This window comes from Arsenicicoccus cauae, from assembly GCF_043162025.1.
Lineage (GTDB): Bacteria > Actinomycetota > Actinomycetes > Actinomycetales > Dermatophilaceae > Arsenicicoccus > Arsenicicoccus cauae.
Genome location: NZ_CP171001.1, coordinates 1,184,214 through 1,198,620, shown reverse-complemented (window position 1 = coordinate 1,198,620; position 14,407 = coordinate 1,184,214). Strand labels below are relative to the sequence as shown.

The window sequence follows — 14,407 nt, the reverse complement described above, 5'->3', positions numbered from 1 at the left end:
CGCTCCCTCACCCGCCACCCACACACAAAGATCGTGAGGGTTTCGTCCACCTTGCGTGGACGAAACCCTCACGATCTTGCGGGTTTTCGGGGGGTGCGGGTCAGGCGGGGCGCAGCCCCAGCTCGTCGGCCACGAGCTCGGCGATCTGCACGGCGTTGAGCGCCGCGCCCTTGCGCAGGTTGTCGTTGCTGATGAAGAGCACCAACCCCTTGCCGCCGTCGACCGACTGGTCCTGCCGGATGCGCCCGACGTATGACGGGTCGGCGCCCGCCGCCTCGAGGGGTGTCGGCACGTCGCGCAGTTCGACGCCCGGCGCGGACGCCAACAGCTCGGTGGCCCGCTCGACCGAGAGGGGGCGGGCGAACTCCGCGTTGATCGACAGCGAGTGCCCGCTGAAGACCGGCACGCGCACGCACGTGCCGGAGACGCGCAGCTCGGGCAGGTCCAGGATCTTGCGGGACTCGTTGCGGAGCTTCTGCTCCTCGTCGGTCTCGAGGGAGCCGTCGTCGACGATCGAGCCGGCCATGGGGAGCACGTTGTAGGCGATGGGTGCGACGTACTTGGCGGGCTCGCCGAGGTCGACCGCGGACCCGTCGTGGGTCAGGCCCTCGATGGCGCCCTCACCCGCGTCGGTGCCGCGCCGGACCTGCCCGGCGAGCTCCTCGACCCCGGCCAGCCCCGAGCCGGACACGGCCTGGTAGCTCGAGACGACCAGCCGCTCGAGTCCGGCCTCGTCGGCGAGGGGCTTGAGCACCGGCATCGCGGCCATCGTCGTGCAGTTGGGGTTGGCGATGATGCCCTTGGGGCGGTCCCCGATGGCCCCGGGGTTGACCTCGGACACGACCAGCGGGACCTCGGGGTCCTTGCGCCAGCCGGAGGAGTTGTCGACCACGACGACCCCGGCCTCGGCGAACCGCGGCGCCTGCGACTTGGAGGTGGTCGCGCCGGCGGAGAAGATCGCGATGTCCAGCCCGCTGGGGTCGGCCGTCGCGGCGTCCTCGATCGTGATCTCCTGCCCGCGGTAGGTCAGGGTCCTGCCCGCCGAGCGCGCGGACGCGAACAGCCGCAGGGAGGCGACCGGGAAGTCGCGCTCCTCGAGGATCCTCAGGACGACGGTGCCGACCTGCCCGGTGGCGCCGACGACGCCGAGGTTGACTCCAGTGCTCATGTCAGTCTCCTTCTCAGCGCCCGGTGCCGCCATAGACGACGGCCTCGCCGGACGCGCTGTCCAGCCCGAACGCGGTGTGCACGGCGCGCACCGCGTCGTCGAGCTGGTCGTCGCGGGTGACGACCGAGATGCGGATCTCGGAGGTCGAGATCATCTCGATGTTGATGCCCGAGTCCGCCAGCGCCTTGAAGAAGGTCGCCGACACCCCGGGGTTGGACTTCATGCCCGCGCCGACGAGCGAGAGCTTGCCGATCTGGTCGTCATACTGCAGCGACCGGAAACCGACGCGCTCCTGGACCCGGCCGAGGAACTGGGCCGCCTGCGGGCCGTCCGTCTTGGGGAGGGTGAAGGAGATGTCCGTCAGGCCGGTCTCCACGGCCGAGACGTTCTGCACGATCATGTCGATGTTGACGCCGGCCTGCGACAGCGCCTCGAAGATCTCGGCGGCCTTGCCCGGGTTGTCCGGCACGCCCACGATCGTGATCTTGGCCTCGCTGCGGTCGTGCGCGACTCCGGAGATCAGGGATGCTTCCACGTCTGCTCCTTCGGGGTGGTCCATGACGAGGGTGCCCTCCTTGTGGGAGAAGGACGACCGCACGTGGATCGGGAGGTTGTAGCGGCGGGCGTACTCGACGCAGCGCAGCATGAGGATCTTGGCGCCGTTGGCGGCCAGCTCGAGCATCTCCTCGCTGGAGACGCGGTCGAGCTTGCGGGCGGTGGGGACGATGCGGGGATCGGCGGTGAAGACGCCGTCGACGTCGGTGTAGATCTCGCAGACGTCCGCCTCGAGCGCCGCCGCCAGGGCCACCGCGGTGGTGTCCGAGCCACCGCGGCCGAGGGTCGTGATGTTCTTGGTCTCCTGCGAGACCCCCTGGAAGCCGGCGACGATCGCGATGTGGCCGACGTCCATGGCGGCGCGGATGCGGCCGGGGGTGACATCGAGGATGCGCGCCTTGCCGTGCTGCTCGTCGGTGATGATGCCGGCCTGGCTGCCCGTGAAGGACTGAGCGGTGTAGCCGAGGTTGGCGATCGCCATCGCCATGACCGCCATCGAGATCCGCTCGCCCGCCGTGAGGAGCATGTCCATCTCGCGCAGGGGGGGCAGCGGGCTGATCTGCGTCGCCAGGTCGATGAGCTCGTCGGTGCTGTCACCCATGGCGCTCACCACGACGCAGACGTCGTTGCCGGCCTTCTTGGTCTCGACGATCCGGCGCGCGACACGCTTGACGCTGTCGGCGTCCGCGACGGACGAACCGCCGAACTTCATGACCACCAGGCTCACGGGCTCGCCTCTCGGGACGGGGACGGGGACGGGGATGGGGCGGGGCCAGCCTAGCGAGCACCGCCGCCGCGCCTGGCGGACGCCGCATCCCGAGATGCCTCGGGTAGGTTCGACGGGTGCGCTACCTGCTTCTCGCCTGGGGATCGCGCGGGGACGTCCAGCCCTTCGTCGCGCTCGGGCTGGGGCTGCGCGCGGCCGGTCACGAGGTGACCGTCGCCGCGACCCTGGACTTCGAGGCGTGGATCCGCGAGCAGGGCCTCGGCTACACGGACTTCGGCGTGTCGGTCGCCGAGCTGTCCCGCACCGACCTCGGCCGCCGCTGGCTCGGCGGCACGTCTCGCACCGTCGTCGGCGAGCTGCGGATGATGCGCGAGGTCAGCACCCTGGCCGCCGACGTCGTCTCCACCACCCTGCTGCGTGCCGTGCCGGACCACGACGTGCTGATCTCGAGCACGCTCACCTTCGAGGCGGGCTGGGCCCTCGCCCGCGCCACCGGGATCGGTCATGCCATCGCGCTGTTCGCGCCTGCGCTGCAGACCTCGCTCGGGTCGTCCTACGTGTATGCCGCCCTCCCCCGTCGACACAGCACCCTCAACCGGGTGCTGGGGGCGCTGACCTCCACGGCCGTCCAGCCCGTCGTCGCCCCGATCGCCGCCGAGCTGCGTCGGCGACTGGGCAGCCGCCGCCCCACCCTGCAGCAGGTGCGCACGGACATCCGCTGCACGCCGACGCTCCTGGCCGTCAGCCCGCGCGTGGTGCCGCCGGCACCGGACTGGCCCATGCCGGTGCAGGTCACCGGCTGGTGGACGCTGCCCGCCCACCCCGGCGATCCCGGCGACCCCGGTCACCCCGGCGAGCCCGACCCCGCGCTGCTCGCCTTCGTCGAGGCCGGTCCGCCACCGGTCTACGTCGGCTTCGGGTCGATGAGCTCACCTGATCCTCGCGGGAGCTCGCGACTCGTGGCCGACGCCTGCCGGGCCGCCGGGGTCCGTGCGGTCGTGCTGCGGGGCAACGCCGACCTGCACGTCACCGGCGACGATGTCCTCACCATCGAGGGGGCCTCTCACGATCTGCTCTTTCCGCGTATGGCGGCCGTGGTCGGGCACGGCGGAGCAGGCACGACCGGGGCGGCGTTCCGCGCGGGGGTGCCCCAGGTGGTCGTGCCGCACATGGGCGACCAGCCCTACTGGGGGCGGCGGGTCCACGAGCTCGGGTGCGGGCCGGCGCCCGTCGCGCGGCGAGAGCTCACCGCGCAGCGGCTGGCGGACGGCCTACGAGCGGCTCTGACACCCGGGTGCGCCGATGCCGCCCGCAGGCTCGGCGACCAGGTGCGCACCGAGGACGGGGTCGCGGCGGCGGTCGCCCACCTCGAGCGGACCTTTGCCCGCTGACTCAGGTGTGCAGCGCCTCGAACTCCGCCTCGGCCACGGTCTCCTGGTCGGCATCCAGGCGGATGTGGGACAGCACGGACTGCAGGACGCGCAGCGCTGACGCGGCGCGGTCGCCCCAGGAGGACAGGTAGGAGAACTGCCACCACCACAACGCCTCGACCGGCCGCCCTGCCTCGTGGTGCTGCAGGCCGTGGACCAGGTCGACGACGATGGAGGCCAGGTCGTTGGACAGGGAGCCTGCCGTGAGCTCCCCCGAGGTGACGGGGTCGACGACGTCGGCATAGTCGTCCAGGCCCTCGAACAACCGGGCCAGGCCCTCGCGGACCGGGTCCGTGTCGACGTCCGGACCAGGGTCGGGCTCGAACCTCTCGTCCAGGACGACGTCCTGGATGGCCCCGAGGCGCGCGCCCGTCAGGAGCACCTGTGACAGACCCAGCAGCAGGAACGGGATGGCCGAGTCGGGGGCGTCGCCCCGGGCCACGTCGGTCACGATGTCGCAGAAGGCGCGCACGTCCTGAGCGGTCTGGCTCTCCACCGCAGCCAGGTCGTCCGCGATCGTCCGGTCAGACATTGAGCATCCTCCTGCCCTCGAACGCCCTCCCGAGCGTGACTTCGTCGGCGTACTCCAAGTCTCCACCCACCGGCAGCCCGCTCGCGAGGCGGCTCACCCGCAGCCCCAGCGGCCCGAGGAGGCGCGCGAGATAGCTCGCGGTGGCCTCGCCCTCGAGGTTGGGGTCCGTGGCGATGATGATCTCGGTGATCTCGGTGCTGCCGAGCCGGGCCATCAGCTCGGTGATGCGCAGGTCGTCCGGGCCGATGCCGTCGATCGGGCTGATGGCGCCGCCGAGCACGTGGTAGCGACCCCGGAACTCGCGCGTCCGCTCGATGGCCACGACGTCCTTGGGCTCCTCGACCACGCAGATCAGGCCCGGGTCGCGCCGCGGGTCGAGGCAGATGCGGCACTGCTCGGCCTCGGCGACGTTGCCGCACACCACGCAGAACCGCACCTTGGCCTTGACCTGGTTGAGCGCCTCCACGAGCCGGCTCACGTCGGCCTGGTCGGCCTGCAGGATGTGGAACGCGATGCGCTGCGCACTCTTGGGACCGACCCCGGGAAGTCTGCCGAGCTCGTCGATCAGGTCTTGGACAGCGCCTTCATACACAACCGCGAGCCTATGCCCTGGCGCCGACAAACCCCGTCGTGCCGGGCGTCCGGGTCAGGGAGGACGTCGACTGGTGCGACGGCGGTGGGTCGGGGATGGTGGACGGTATGACGACCGCCGCCGCCTCGCGCCCCACCCGCATCGGGCTCCAGCTCCAGCCGCAGCACGCCACCTACGCCCAGCTCCGCGACGCCGTCAGTCGGGCCGAGGACCTGGGCGTGGACATCGTCTACAACTGGGACCACTTCTATCCGCTGAACGGCGACCCGGACGGCGCGCACTTCGAGTGCTGGACGCTGCTGGCAGCGTGGGCCGAGCAGACGACCCGGGTGCAGCTGGCGCCCCTGGTCACGTGCAACAGCTATCGCAACCCCGACCTGCTCGCCGACATGGCCCGCACGGTCGACCACATCAGCGACGGCCGGCTGATCCTCGGCATCGGGTCGGGGTGGTTCGAGCGCGACTACGACGCGTACGGCTACGAGTTCGGCACCGCCGGCTCTCGCCTGGACGACCTCGCCGCGTCGATGCCGCGCATCAAGGCCCGGTGGGCCGCGCTCAACCCGCAGCCCACGCGCGACATCCCCGTGCTGATCGGCGGCGGTGGCGAGCGCAAGACACTGCGGATCGTGGCGCAGCACGCCGACATCTGGCACACCTTCGCGACGGGCGAGGAGCTGGCGCACAAGGCGTCGGTGCTGCGGGACCACTGCGCCGCGGTCGGGCGGGACCCCGCCGAGATCGAGATGTCGGTCGGCGTCGGCGGCCGCGGGCGCGACGCGCGGCAGCCGGAGGCACCGGAGGTGGAGGGCACGCCGCTGCTCGAGATGGGCGCGACGACGTTCACGATGGGTGTGAGCGGGCCGGACTACCCGATGGAGCACGTGGAGCCGTGGCTGCGGTGGCGCGACGAGCTCAACGCCTCCCGCTGACCGCACGACTGACCGCACCCGCCGTCATACGTGCGCTCCCAGCTCACGGACGCCGACCGGAGCGGACGCCTCAGACCTGGGCGGAGCGGTCGTTGGTCGTGCCCGCGAGCTCCTGGCCGGTCAGCTCGTGGATCGCGGCCATCACCTCGTCCGTGACCTGGCGGCGGGCCTTGGCGGCGGGGATGCCGTCGAAGCGCCCGGCCACCTCGATGGGGGTGCCGAACCTCACGGTGACCTTGGCGATCCGGGGCCAGCGCGCGCCGACGGGTTGGATGTCGGGCGTGCCGATCAGACCGACCGGCACGATCGGGCAGCCCGCCTGCAGCGCGAGCCAGGCCGCTCCCGTCTTGCCCTTGTAGAGCCGGCCGTCGCGCGATCGGGTGCCCTCCGGATAGATGCCGGTGGCGCCGCCGCGACGCAGGACCTCCAGCTGCGCCTCGAGCGACTGCTGCGCAGCGCGGGAGGAGTCGCGGTCGACCGGGATGGCACCGACGGCCTCGAACATCTCGCGACGGATCGCGCCCACGACGCCCGTGCCGGTGAAGTACTCCGCCTTGGCGAGGAAGGCGACCTGGCGCGGAGCCGCCAGCGGGATCACGAAGCTGTCGATGAACGACAGGTGGTTGCTCGCCAGGATCACCGGCCCGCGCCGGGGGACGTTGTCCATGCCCTCGATGCGCGGCCGATAGATCGCGTGGGTCACCGGCTTGAGCACCGAGTGGACGAGTCGGTAGAACATGGACCCTCGCAGTCGACGGAACGGGCGTGCGGGGCGAGCCTAGCGGTCCTTGACGTGGCGGTAGGTCCCCTGGCGCGCCCCGCGTCCGTATGCCGGTCCCACCGCCTCGGTGGGCACCGTCAGGGGCTCCGATCCTCGATGACCTTGCCGCCGAGGATGCTGGCGATGACCGCCGGCCCGGCGGCACCTCCGTCCACGCTCTCGTCATCGGTGCTGACGTCGTCGTCGGAGACCCGGCGAACCTGGCGCCCCTGGGCCTGGCGCCCCTCCTGCGCCGCCGCTCGACGCATCGCCCGCTGGTAGGGCGACAACGACGCCTCGTCCACGGGCACCGACTCGGGATCCACGGGCTCGTCCTCGTCGCGTGGGCCGTCCGCGGCGTGCGACGCCGCGCCGGGCCCGTCGGAGGTCTCGGCCTGACCGCGCCTCACCGCGTCGGCTTCCCCTGCCGGCGCAGAGGTCTGTCCCTCCGACGACCGGTCCGTGCGGGGCTCCGCTGCGGTGGACGGCGTCGTCGGCTGGCTGGGCGCCGCCCAGTCGGGCGCCGGCGCGCCGGCGGCCCAGCCACCGGAGCCGTCGTCGGTGCTGCGGGAGGGCGCTCCCCCCATGCCCATGGCCTCCCGCATCGACGCGGACGGGTCAGGGGCGGAGCCGGGGCCCGACGCGCCCGGAGCGGGCGGCGTTGACGGCGTTGAGGGCGTCGGCGGCGTTGATGGCGCTGATGGGGTTGTTGGGCTTGACGGATCGGACTGCCGCGGGGCTGCCGGCGGGCGTGTGGGCGGGACGGCACCGTGGCCACCGGCCGCGTGGGACGCGAGCGGCACCCCCTCGACCTGGGCGTCGACGCCGATCACGTCGATCAGCGCCTGACGCACGACCTCGGCGTGCACCTTGCTCGTCGCGAACCGTTGCGCGACACCGGGGTTGTTGATGCCGAGCACGACGCGACGGCCGTCGAACTCCATGATCTGGGCGTGCTCGGACAGCATCGTCCAGGTCACGCGCTTGTCCTTGAAGACGGCGGCCAGCACGTCGGGCCAGGCGCGCCGCAGCATGTCGGCGTCGACCCCGCCGGGGGACTGCGGGGGGCGCTGCGGCTGCGCCGCCGAAGGACGGCTCTCCCGCACGTGCTTCTGCTGCAGCGCCTCACGCTCCTGCGCCGAGACGCCGGCGCTGCGGGGCACGTCCCCCGAGGCAGCCGGCGCGGGCATCGGCACGTCGCTGACCCTGGAGGCGTCCGCCGCGACCTGCTGGCGCACCTCCTCCCCCCGCTCGGCCACAGGGGACGGGGACGGGGTGGTGGACGACGCGGTGGTGGACGACGGCGAGGGGGACGACGGGGGGGACGCGGCGGCCACCGCTGCCTCCGCGGGCGACGACGCCTCGGGGGGACGCCGTGCGGCAGCCCGCGCCGCGTCGGCGCCGGTGAGACCACCCTGGCGCGCACCCGGAACCTCGCGCAGGTCGGCAACCGGCCCGGCGGACGTGGGGTGGCCTGCGCCGAGCTCCATGCGGCGCTCGAGCCGGTCGATGCGGGCGGCATACCCCTGCTCGCCGGCGGCCCCGGGCAGCAGCAGCCGGGCGCAGATGAGCTCGAGCTGCAGGCGGGGGGAGGTGGCCCCCGTCATCTCGGTGAGGCCGGTGTTGACGACGTCGGCCGCGCGGGACAGGGCGCCGGCCCCGAAGCCGGCCGCCTGGGAGCGCATCCGCTCGAGCTGGTCCTCGGGCACCCCTCGCAGGACCGCCGCGGCGCCCTCGTCGGTGGCGAGGACGATGATCAGGTCGCGCAGCCGTTCGAGCAGGTCCTCCAGGAAGCGGCGCGGGTCCTGGCCCGACTCGATGACCTTGTCGATCTGGCGGAACACCGCGGCACCGTCGGCGGCGGCCAGCGCGTCCACCGTCGCGTCGAGCAGCTCCACCTCGGTGAAGCCGAGCAGCGCCGCCGCCCGCTCGTAGGTCAGCCCCTCCTCGCCGGCCCCCGCCATGAGCTGGTCGAGCACGGACAGCGAGTCACGCACAGAGCCACCACCCGCGCGCACGACGAAGGACAGCACCCCCTGCGCCACCTGCACGCCCTCGGCGTCGCACAGCTCCTGCAGGTACTCCGTCAGCCGGGCGGGCGGCACGAGCCGGAAGGGGTAGTGGTGGGTCCGCGATCGGATCGTGCCGATCACCTTGTCCGGCTCGGTGGTCGCGAAGACGAACTTCACGTGCTCGGGCGGCTCCTCGACGATCTTGAGCAACGCGTTGAAGCCCTGCGGCGTCACCATGTGCGCCTCGTCGATGATGTAGACCTTGTAGCGCGACCGGGCCGGGCCGTAGGACGCCTTCTCCCGCAGGTCACGGGCGTCGTCGACACCACCGTGGCTCGCCGCGTCGATCTCGATCACGTCCACCGACCCCGCGCCACCGCGCGCCAGGGCCACGCACGACTCGCACGTGCCGCAGGGGGTGTCCGTCGGACCCTGCTCGCAGTTGAGGCAACGGGCGAGGATGCGGGCGGAGGTCGTCTTGCCGCAGCCTCGCGGACCGCTGAACAGGTAGGCGTGGCTGGCTCTCCCCGATCGCAGGGCCTGCATCAGGGGCTCGGTCACGTGCTCCTGCCCGATGACGTCGGTGAACGTCTCGGGGCGGTAGCGGCGGTAGAGGGCTGTGCTCACGGCCACGACCCTAGTCGTCGCCTCTGACAAGGGGTATGCCGTCACGCCGGCCTGGGGCGGCCGGACCGGCATACGCGCTGGTCCCGCACCCGGGGGGACGGCAGGCGGGGAGACGGCAGGAGGGGAGGGCAGCAGAAGACCCCCCGCGCACCTGGAAGAGCTCTCTTGCCCTTGCTGCATTCCTGCCCTGGGGGAGTTGGGAGAGGTACCACCACGCGGGGGGCCGACCCTCATGCTAGTCCAGCCCCCGCCCGCTCAACCAATCCCGGACCAGTCCCGGCTCGAGAGCGCTGCTCTCCCCCGGACACGGGATGGGTCTGTCGGCACCCCGACGTAGCGTGGTGGGCATGACGGACGACGGCAGGTCCAGCAACGCGATGCGACGAGCGCTGGCGCGGGCGCGGGACGGCAAGGCGCTGGACCCGGCCGAGGCGGAGGTGCTGCTCGGGGCTCGCGGCGCCGCCCTGGAGTCGCTGTGCGTGGCGGCAAGCCGGGTGCGCGACGCGGCCATGGTCCAGGCCGGGCGCCCCGGCGTCGTCACGTACTCCCGCAAGGTCTTCGTGCCCCTGAGCAGGCTGTGCCGGGACCGGTGCCACTACTGCACCTTCGCGACGACGCCGGGCCGGGTGCAGGCGCCCTTCCTCTCCCTCGACGAGGTGGTCGAGATCGCCCGGCAGGGCGCGGTGCAGGGCTGCAAGGAGGCGCTCTTCACCCTCGGCGACCGCCCCGAGGACCGCTGGCCGGCCGCACGAGAGTGGTTGGACAGCAAGGGGTATGACGACACTCTGGCCTATGTCCGGGCCGCTGCGATCCGGGTGCTGGAGGACACCGGGCTGCTCCCCCACCTCAACCCCGGCGTCATGAGCTGGTCCGACCTGCAGCGCCTCAAGCCGGTCGCCCCGTCGATGGGGATGATGCTGGAGTCCACCTCGACGGCGCTGACCGAGCCGGGCGGACCGCACTTCGGCTCGCCCGACAAGGACCCGGCCGTGCGCCTGCGCGTGCTGGAGGACGCGGGACGGATCGGGGTGCCCTTCACCACCGGGATCCTCGTGGGCATCGGCGAGACGCCGGCCGACCGCGTCGCGTCGATCCTCGCGATCCGCCGCCTCGCCCGGGAGTACCACCACGTGCAGGAGGTGATCGTCCAGAACTTCCGCGCCAAGGACGACACCGCCATGCGCGGGGCGCAGGACGTGGGGCTCGAGGAGTACCTCGCCACGATCGCCGTCACCCGCATCCTGCTCGGACCGGGCACGAGCGTGCAGGCCCCGCCCAACCTCAGCGACCTCGACGACGGCGCCCGCCTGCTGGCCGCGGGCGTGGACGACTGGGGCGGGGTCTCCCCCGTCACGCCGGACCACGTCAACCCCGAGCGCCCCTGGCCCGAGATCGCGCTGCTGCGCGACACCACCGCCGCCGCCGGGCTCGAGCTGCGCGAGCGCCTCACCACCCATCCCCGCTTCGTGCAGGGGGCGCTGGCCCGGGACGAGGCGTGGATCGACCCGCGCCTGCACGACCACGTCGCCGCGCTGGCCGACGCCGGGACGGGCCTGGCGCGCGAGGACGCGCGACCCGAGGGCCGGGCATGGCAGGAGCCGGACGGCGGGTTCGACACCAGCGGGCTGGCGCGGGGCCGCGGCCGGGTCGACCTGCACGCGTCCATCGACACGACGGGCCGCAGCGAGGACCGTCGCGGAGACTTCGACGAGGTGTACGGCGACTGGGCGGCCGTGGCCGAGCGGGCGACGACGAGCGCCGCTGCCGCGGAGGGTGGTGCCGCGGGCGCGGCATACGGCCTGCACGTCCGCACCCCCTCCGACGCGAGGCAGGCGCTGGCGCGCGCCGAGGCGGACCCCGCAGGGCTGTCGGACGAGGACTACCTGGCGCTGCTGACCAGCGGCGGTGACGACCTCGAGGCCGTCACCCGGCTGGCCGACGACCTGCGGCGGGAGACCGTCGGGGACGAGGTCACCTACGTCGTCAACCGCAACATCAACTTCACCAACGTCTGCTACGTCGGGTGCCGGTTCTGCGCGTTCGCCCAGCGCAAGACCGACGCCGACGCCTTCACCCTGTCCCTGGACGAGATCGCCTCCCGCGCCACGGAGGCCGTCACGCTGGGCGCCACGGAGGTGTGCCTGCAGGGCGGCATCAGCCCCGACCTGCGGCCCGGGGACTACGCGCGGATCGTGCGGGCCGTCAAGGACGTCCAGCCGCAGCTGCACGTGCACGCCTTCTCCCCCATGGAGATCGCGACGGCGTCCGCCAAGGCCGGCGTCTCACCCGGGGCCTGGCTGGAGGAGGTCCGCGAGGCCGGGCTGGACTCGATCCCCGGCACCGCCGCCGAGATCCTCGACGACGACGTGCGGTGGGTCCTCACCAAGGGCAAGCTGCCCAGCGCTCAGTGGATCGAGATCGTCGAGACCGCCCACGCCCTCGGCATCCCCAGCTCGTCGACGATGATGTACGGCCACGTCGATCACCCCCGGCACTGGGTCGGCCACCTTCGCACGCTCGCCGGGATCCAGGACCGCACCGGTGGGTTCACGGAGTTCGTGCCGCTGCCGTTCGTGCACACCAACGCGCCGGTCTACCTCGCGGGGGTCGCGCGACCCGGGCCGACGGTGCGGGACAACCGCGCCGTGCACGCCGTCGCCCGCCTCCTGCTGCACGGTCGCATCCGCCACGTCCAGACCTCCTGGGTCAAGCTCGGCGTCGACGGGACCCGGCTCATGCTCCGCGGCGGCGCCGATGACCTCGGCGGCACCCTGATGGAGGAGACCATCAGCCGGATGGCAGGGTCCGAGCACGGGTCGGCCAAGACGGTCGCCGAGCTGCGGGAGATCGTCGATGGGATCGGGCGACCGCTGCGGCAGCGCTCCACCACCTACGCCGAGCTCGAGCCCACGGCCTGAGGCGCGCCCGGGAGCCCTCCCAGCACGCGACGAGGCCCCGCACCGACGAACGGTGCGGGGCCTGTCGACTGGCGGAGGATGGGGGATTTGAACCCCCGAGGGTTTTATCCCAACACGATTTCCAATCGTGCGCACTAGGCCACTATGCGAATCCTCCGCCGAGCAATGTACCGGATGGGGCGGTCCCGCTCACAATCGAGCGTCACCGCCTCGTCGCCGGGCGTTCACCGGCTCAGTTGCTGCAGGTCTGCGTCCCGGCCGGCACCGCGATCCCGTCGAAGGCCGTTGCGATCGACGAGCACTGCGCCGAGCCCTTGCCATAGATGGCCTTGGCCTGGCGGATCGCGCCCTCACGGGCGTTGGCGTAGCCGGAGCGGGAGGTGAGCTCGTTGGTGAGGGTGGAGTACCACACCTTGGCGGCGGCGTCCCGACCGGCGCCCGCCACGGGCTTGCTGTTGCAGGTGGGGCTGTTGTAGCTCACGCCGTTGACGGTCTTGGCGCCCGAGCCCTCCGCGGCGAGGTAGAACCAGTGGTTGAGCGGCCCCGAGGAGTAGTGCACGTCGAGCCGGCCGACCTTGGAGGACCAGCAGTCGGCGCTGCGGCCGTCCCTGCTGGGCTTGTCCAGGTAGCGGAAGGGAGTGCTGCCGAGCTTCTCGCCGATGAGGTAGTCGCCGGGGTCGGCCGGGCTGGCGGCATACCACTCGACCATGGTGCCGAAGATGTCCGACGTGGCCTCGTTCAGGCCGCCGGACTCGGCGCGGTAGGCCAGGCCGGCGGTGTTCTCGGTGACCCCGTGGGTCATCTCGTGCCCCGACACGTCGAGCGAGGTGAGCGGGTTGGCGTTGCCCGCGCCATCGCCATACGTCATCTGCGTGCCGTCCCAGAAGGCGTTGTCGTAGGCGCTGCCGTAGTGGACCCGCGAGGGTGCCCCCTTGCCGGTGTCCCAGATCCCCTTGCGGCCGAAGGTCGTCAGGTAGTAGTCGTAGGTCTTCTGTGCGCCGAGCTGCGCGTCGACCGCCACCGAGGCGCGGTCCGCCATGGTGCCGTTGCCCCAGACGTCGTCGGCGTCGGTGAAGACCGTGCCGGTGCCCGTGGTGGCGCCGTTGAGGTCGCTCGTCTGGTGCCCGAGCGCATCGACCATGCGGAAGCTCGGGGCCGCGCCGCTGGTGCCGACCGTGACGTCGCCGACGTGGACGCCGTGGCCGGCACCCGCCGTCACGGTGTCCCAGGTGTCCAGCACCGCACCGGTCTTGGCGTCGACCACGACGTGCACGGCCGTCGGGGTCTGGTCCGCGCGGGTGCCGCGCACGACGACCTCGTGGGCGAGGCGGGGCCCGTGCTCGGCGTTGTCGACGACGGTCTCGCTGCTGACGGCGGCGGTCCCGACCAGGTCGGTGACGGTGGCGCGGGCGGTCGCCTCGGCGGCCGACGCGGAGATCGCGGGGCGCTTGTCCGCGACCGCGACGGCGCGACCCCGGCCCCAGGTGGTGCGCTGCACCGCGCCCTTGGCGTCTGCGTGGACGACGATGTCGCCGCCGACCACGCGCAGGCCGTCGACGCGGCGGTCGTAGCGGATGTGCGTGGCGCCGTCCGGGGTGCGACCCACGGTGCGCTGGACCAGCTGCTCGCCGGCGCCCAGCCCGAGGGCGCGAGCGGTGGCGGAGGCAGCGTCTGCCGGGGCGGCCGACGAGGTGGCCGGCACGAGGGCGGCGGCGAGCGCCAGGGCGAGGGGGGTGGTCAGGACGGCGGCGGTGCGCGCACGTGACATGGATCCTCCAGGGGGTTCGTCGACGGTTCTCCGCGGGGGCGGGGTGGGGGCCGTCGACCCGTCGAGCAACGGGTGCCGGGAATCTACGTGCTGCGACGGATTCTGTGAAGACCCTGACCGCCATGGATCCACGTGCAGCAGAGATCCCCTGTTCAGGGGCCTACCCGGCGGTATGTCGAACGCTCGCTCTCACGGATCGTCACGGTTTGCGGCGACCGATCCGCCATACGGCGCAGTCGGCGACCGGGGACGGGCGGGATGGGCCGGGGCCGACCCGAACCAACCAGGCGGATGTGACCGCCCCCGGTAGGAACATCCGCCTGGCAAACCAAGCCAGGCGAATGTGACCGCCCCCGGTAGGAACATCCGCCTGGCGAACCAAGCCC

General features: G+C 72.5%; 10 protein-coding genes, 1 tRNA gene and 1 other RNA gene. 3 read left to right on the top strand and 9 right to left on the bottom strand.

All coding sequences use genetic code 11. The features are described 5' to 3' along the window. Positions 1-100: 100 nt before the first annotated feature. Both ACF3NS_RS05560 and ACF3NS_RS05555 read right to left on the bottom strand, forming a co-directional pair. On the bottom strand, positions 101-1,168 hold the full coding sequence (locus ACF3NS_RS05560; RefSeq protein ID WP_392468386.1) for an aspartate-semialdehyde dehydrogenase: 1,068 nt from the start codon (positions 1,166-1,168) through the stop codon (positions 101-103). Between the two features lie 13 nt (positions 1,169-1,181). Beyond that, the gene (locus tag ACF3NS_RS05555; protein WP_288797345.1) at positions 1,182-2,450 is read right to left on the bottom strand and encodes an aspartate kinase; all 1,269 of its coding nucleotides are present in this window, start codon (positions 2,448-2,450) and stop codon (positions 1,182-1,184) included. Between the two features lie 116 nt (positions 2,451-2,566). Between ACF3NS_RS05555 and ACF3NS_RS05550 the strand changes: the two genes are divergently transcribed. After that, positions 2,567-3,841, top strand: a complete 1,275-nt coding sequence (locus ACF3NS_RS05550) for a glycosyltransferase (RefSeq protein WP_392468382.1) — start codon at positions 2,567-2,569, stop codon at positions 3,839-3,841. 1 nt (position 3,842) lies between these two features. Here the strand turns inward: ACF3NS_RS05550 and ACF3NS_RS05545 are convergent, their stop codons facing one another. Together ACF3NS_RS05545 and recR are read right to left on the bottom strand one after the other, a co-directional pair. After that, positions 3,843-4,412 (bottom strand): DUF5063 domain-containing protein, encoded by a 570-nt coding sequence (locus ACF3NS_RS05545; RefSeq protein ID WP_392468379.1) that lies wholly within the window; start codon positions 4,410-4,412, stop codon positions 3,843-3,845. Then, positions 4,405-5,004, bottom strand: coding sequence for a recombination mediator RecR (gene recR / locus ACF3NS_RS05540; protein WP_392468376.1), 600 nt, complete (start codon positions 5,002-5,004; stop codon positions 4,405-4,407). Before recR ends, ACF3NS_RS05545 begins: the two co-directional genes overlap by 8 nt. Before the next feature lie 107 nt (positions 5,005-5,111). On the opposite strand from recR, the gene ACF3NS_RS05535 reads away from it, so the two are divergent. Beyond that, positions 5,112-5,936, top strand: coding sequence for an LLM class F420-dependent oxidoreductase (locus tag ACF3NS_RS05535; protein ID WP_392468373.1), 825 nt, complete (start codon positions 5,112-5,114; stop codon positions 5,934-5,936). A 70-nt stretch (positions 5,937-6,006) separates the two neighbouring features. Here the strand turns inward: ACF3NS_RS05535 and ACF3NS_RS05530 are convergent, their stop codons facing one another. From ACF3NS_RS05530 to ffs, 3 genes are all read right to left on the bottom strand, one after another. After that, on the bottom strand, positions 6,007-6,675 hold the full coding sequence (locus tag ACF3NS_RS05530; protein ID WP_392468370.1) for a lysophospholipid acyltransferase family protein: 669 nt from the start codon (positions 6,673-6,675) through the stop codon (positions 6,007-6,009). 119 nt (positions 6,676-6,794) lie between these two features. Beyond that, positions 6,795-9,335 carry a DNA polymerase III subunit gamma and tau gene (locus ACF3NS_RS05525; RefSeq protein ID WP_392468368.1) on the bottom strand — a complete coding sequence of 847 codons (2,541 nt, stop codon included), beginning with the start codon at positions 9,333-9,335 and terminating at the stop codon, positions 6,795-6,797. 131 nt (positions 9,336-9,466) lie between these two features. Further along, an RNA gene (gene ffs, locus ACF3NS_RS05520) (signal recognition particle sRNA small type) lies at positions 9,467-9,563 on the bottom strand. A gap of 119 nt (positions 9,564-9,682) precedes the next feature. Between ffs and ACF3NS_RS05515 the strand changes: the two genes are divergently transcribed. After that, entirely contained in the window at positions 9,683-12,253 is a 2,571-nt protein-coding gene (locus ACF3NS_RS05515; protein WP_392468365.1) for a bifunctional FO biosynthesis protein CofGH, read from the top strand. Between the two features lie 69 nt (positions 12,254-12,322). On the opposite strand, the gene ACF3NS_RS05510 is transcribed toward ACF3NS_RS05515, so the two are convergent. Beyond that, positions 12,323-12,410: transfer RNA gene (locus ACF3NS_RS05510), tRNA-Ser, on the bottom strand. 75 nt (positions 12,411-12,485) lie between these two features. Beyond that, positions 12,486-14,021, bottom strand: a complete 1,536-nt coding sequence (locus tag ACF3NS_RS05505) for a M4 family metallopeptidase (protein ID WP_392468362.1) — start codon at positions 14,019-14,021, stop codon at positions 12,486-12,488. Between the last annotated feature and the right edge of the window lie 386 nt (positions 14,022-14,407).

Excerpts from the sequence above, each read along its gene's own strand:
- ACF3NS_RS05560 (WP_392468386.1), bottom strand. The coding sequence starts at position 1,168 with ATGAGCACTGGAGTCAACCTCGGCGTCGTCGGCGCCACCGGGCAGGTC.
- ACF3NS_RS05545 (WP_392468379.1), bottom strand. The coding sequence starts at position 4,412 with ATGTCTGACCGGACGATCGCGGACGACCTGGCTGCGGTGGAGAGCCAG.
- ACF3NS_RS05535 (WP_392468373.1), top strand. The coding sequence starts at position 5,112 with ATGACGACCGCCGCCGCCTCGCGCCCCACCCGCATCGGGCTCCAGCTC.
- ACF3NS_RS05530 (WP_392468370.1), bottom strand. The coding sequence starts at position 6,675 with ATGTTCTACCGACTCGTCCACTCGGTGCTCAAGCCGGTGACCCACGCG.
- ACF3NS_RS05515 (WP_392468365.1), top strand. The coding sequence starts at position 9,683 with ATGACGGACGACGGCAGGTCCAGCAACGCGATGCGACGAGCGCTGGCG.
- ACF3NS_RS05505 (WP_392468362.1), bottom strand. The coding sequence starts at position 14,021 with ATGTCACGTGCGCGCACCGCCGCCGTCCTGACCACCCCCCTCGCCCTG.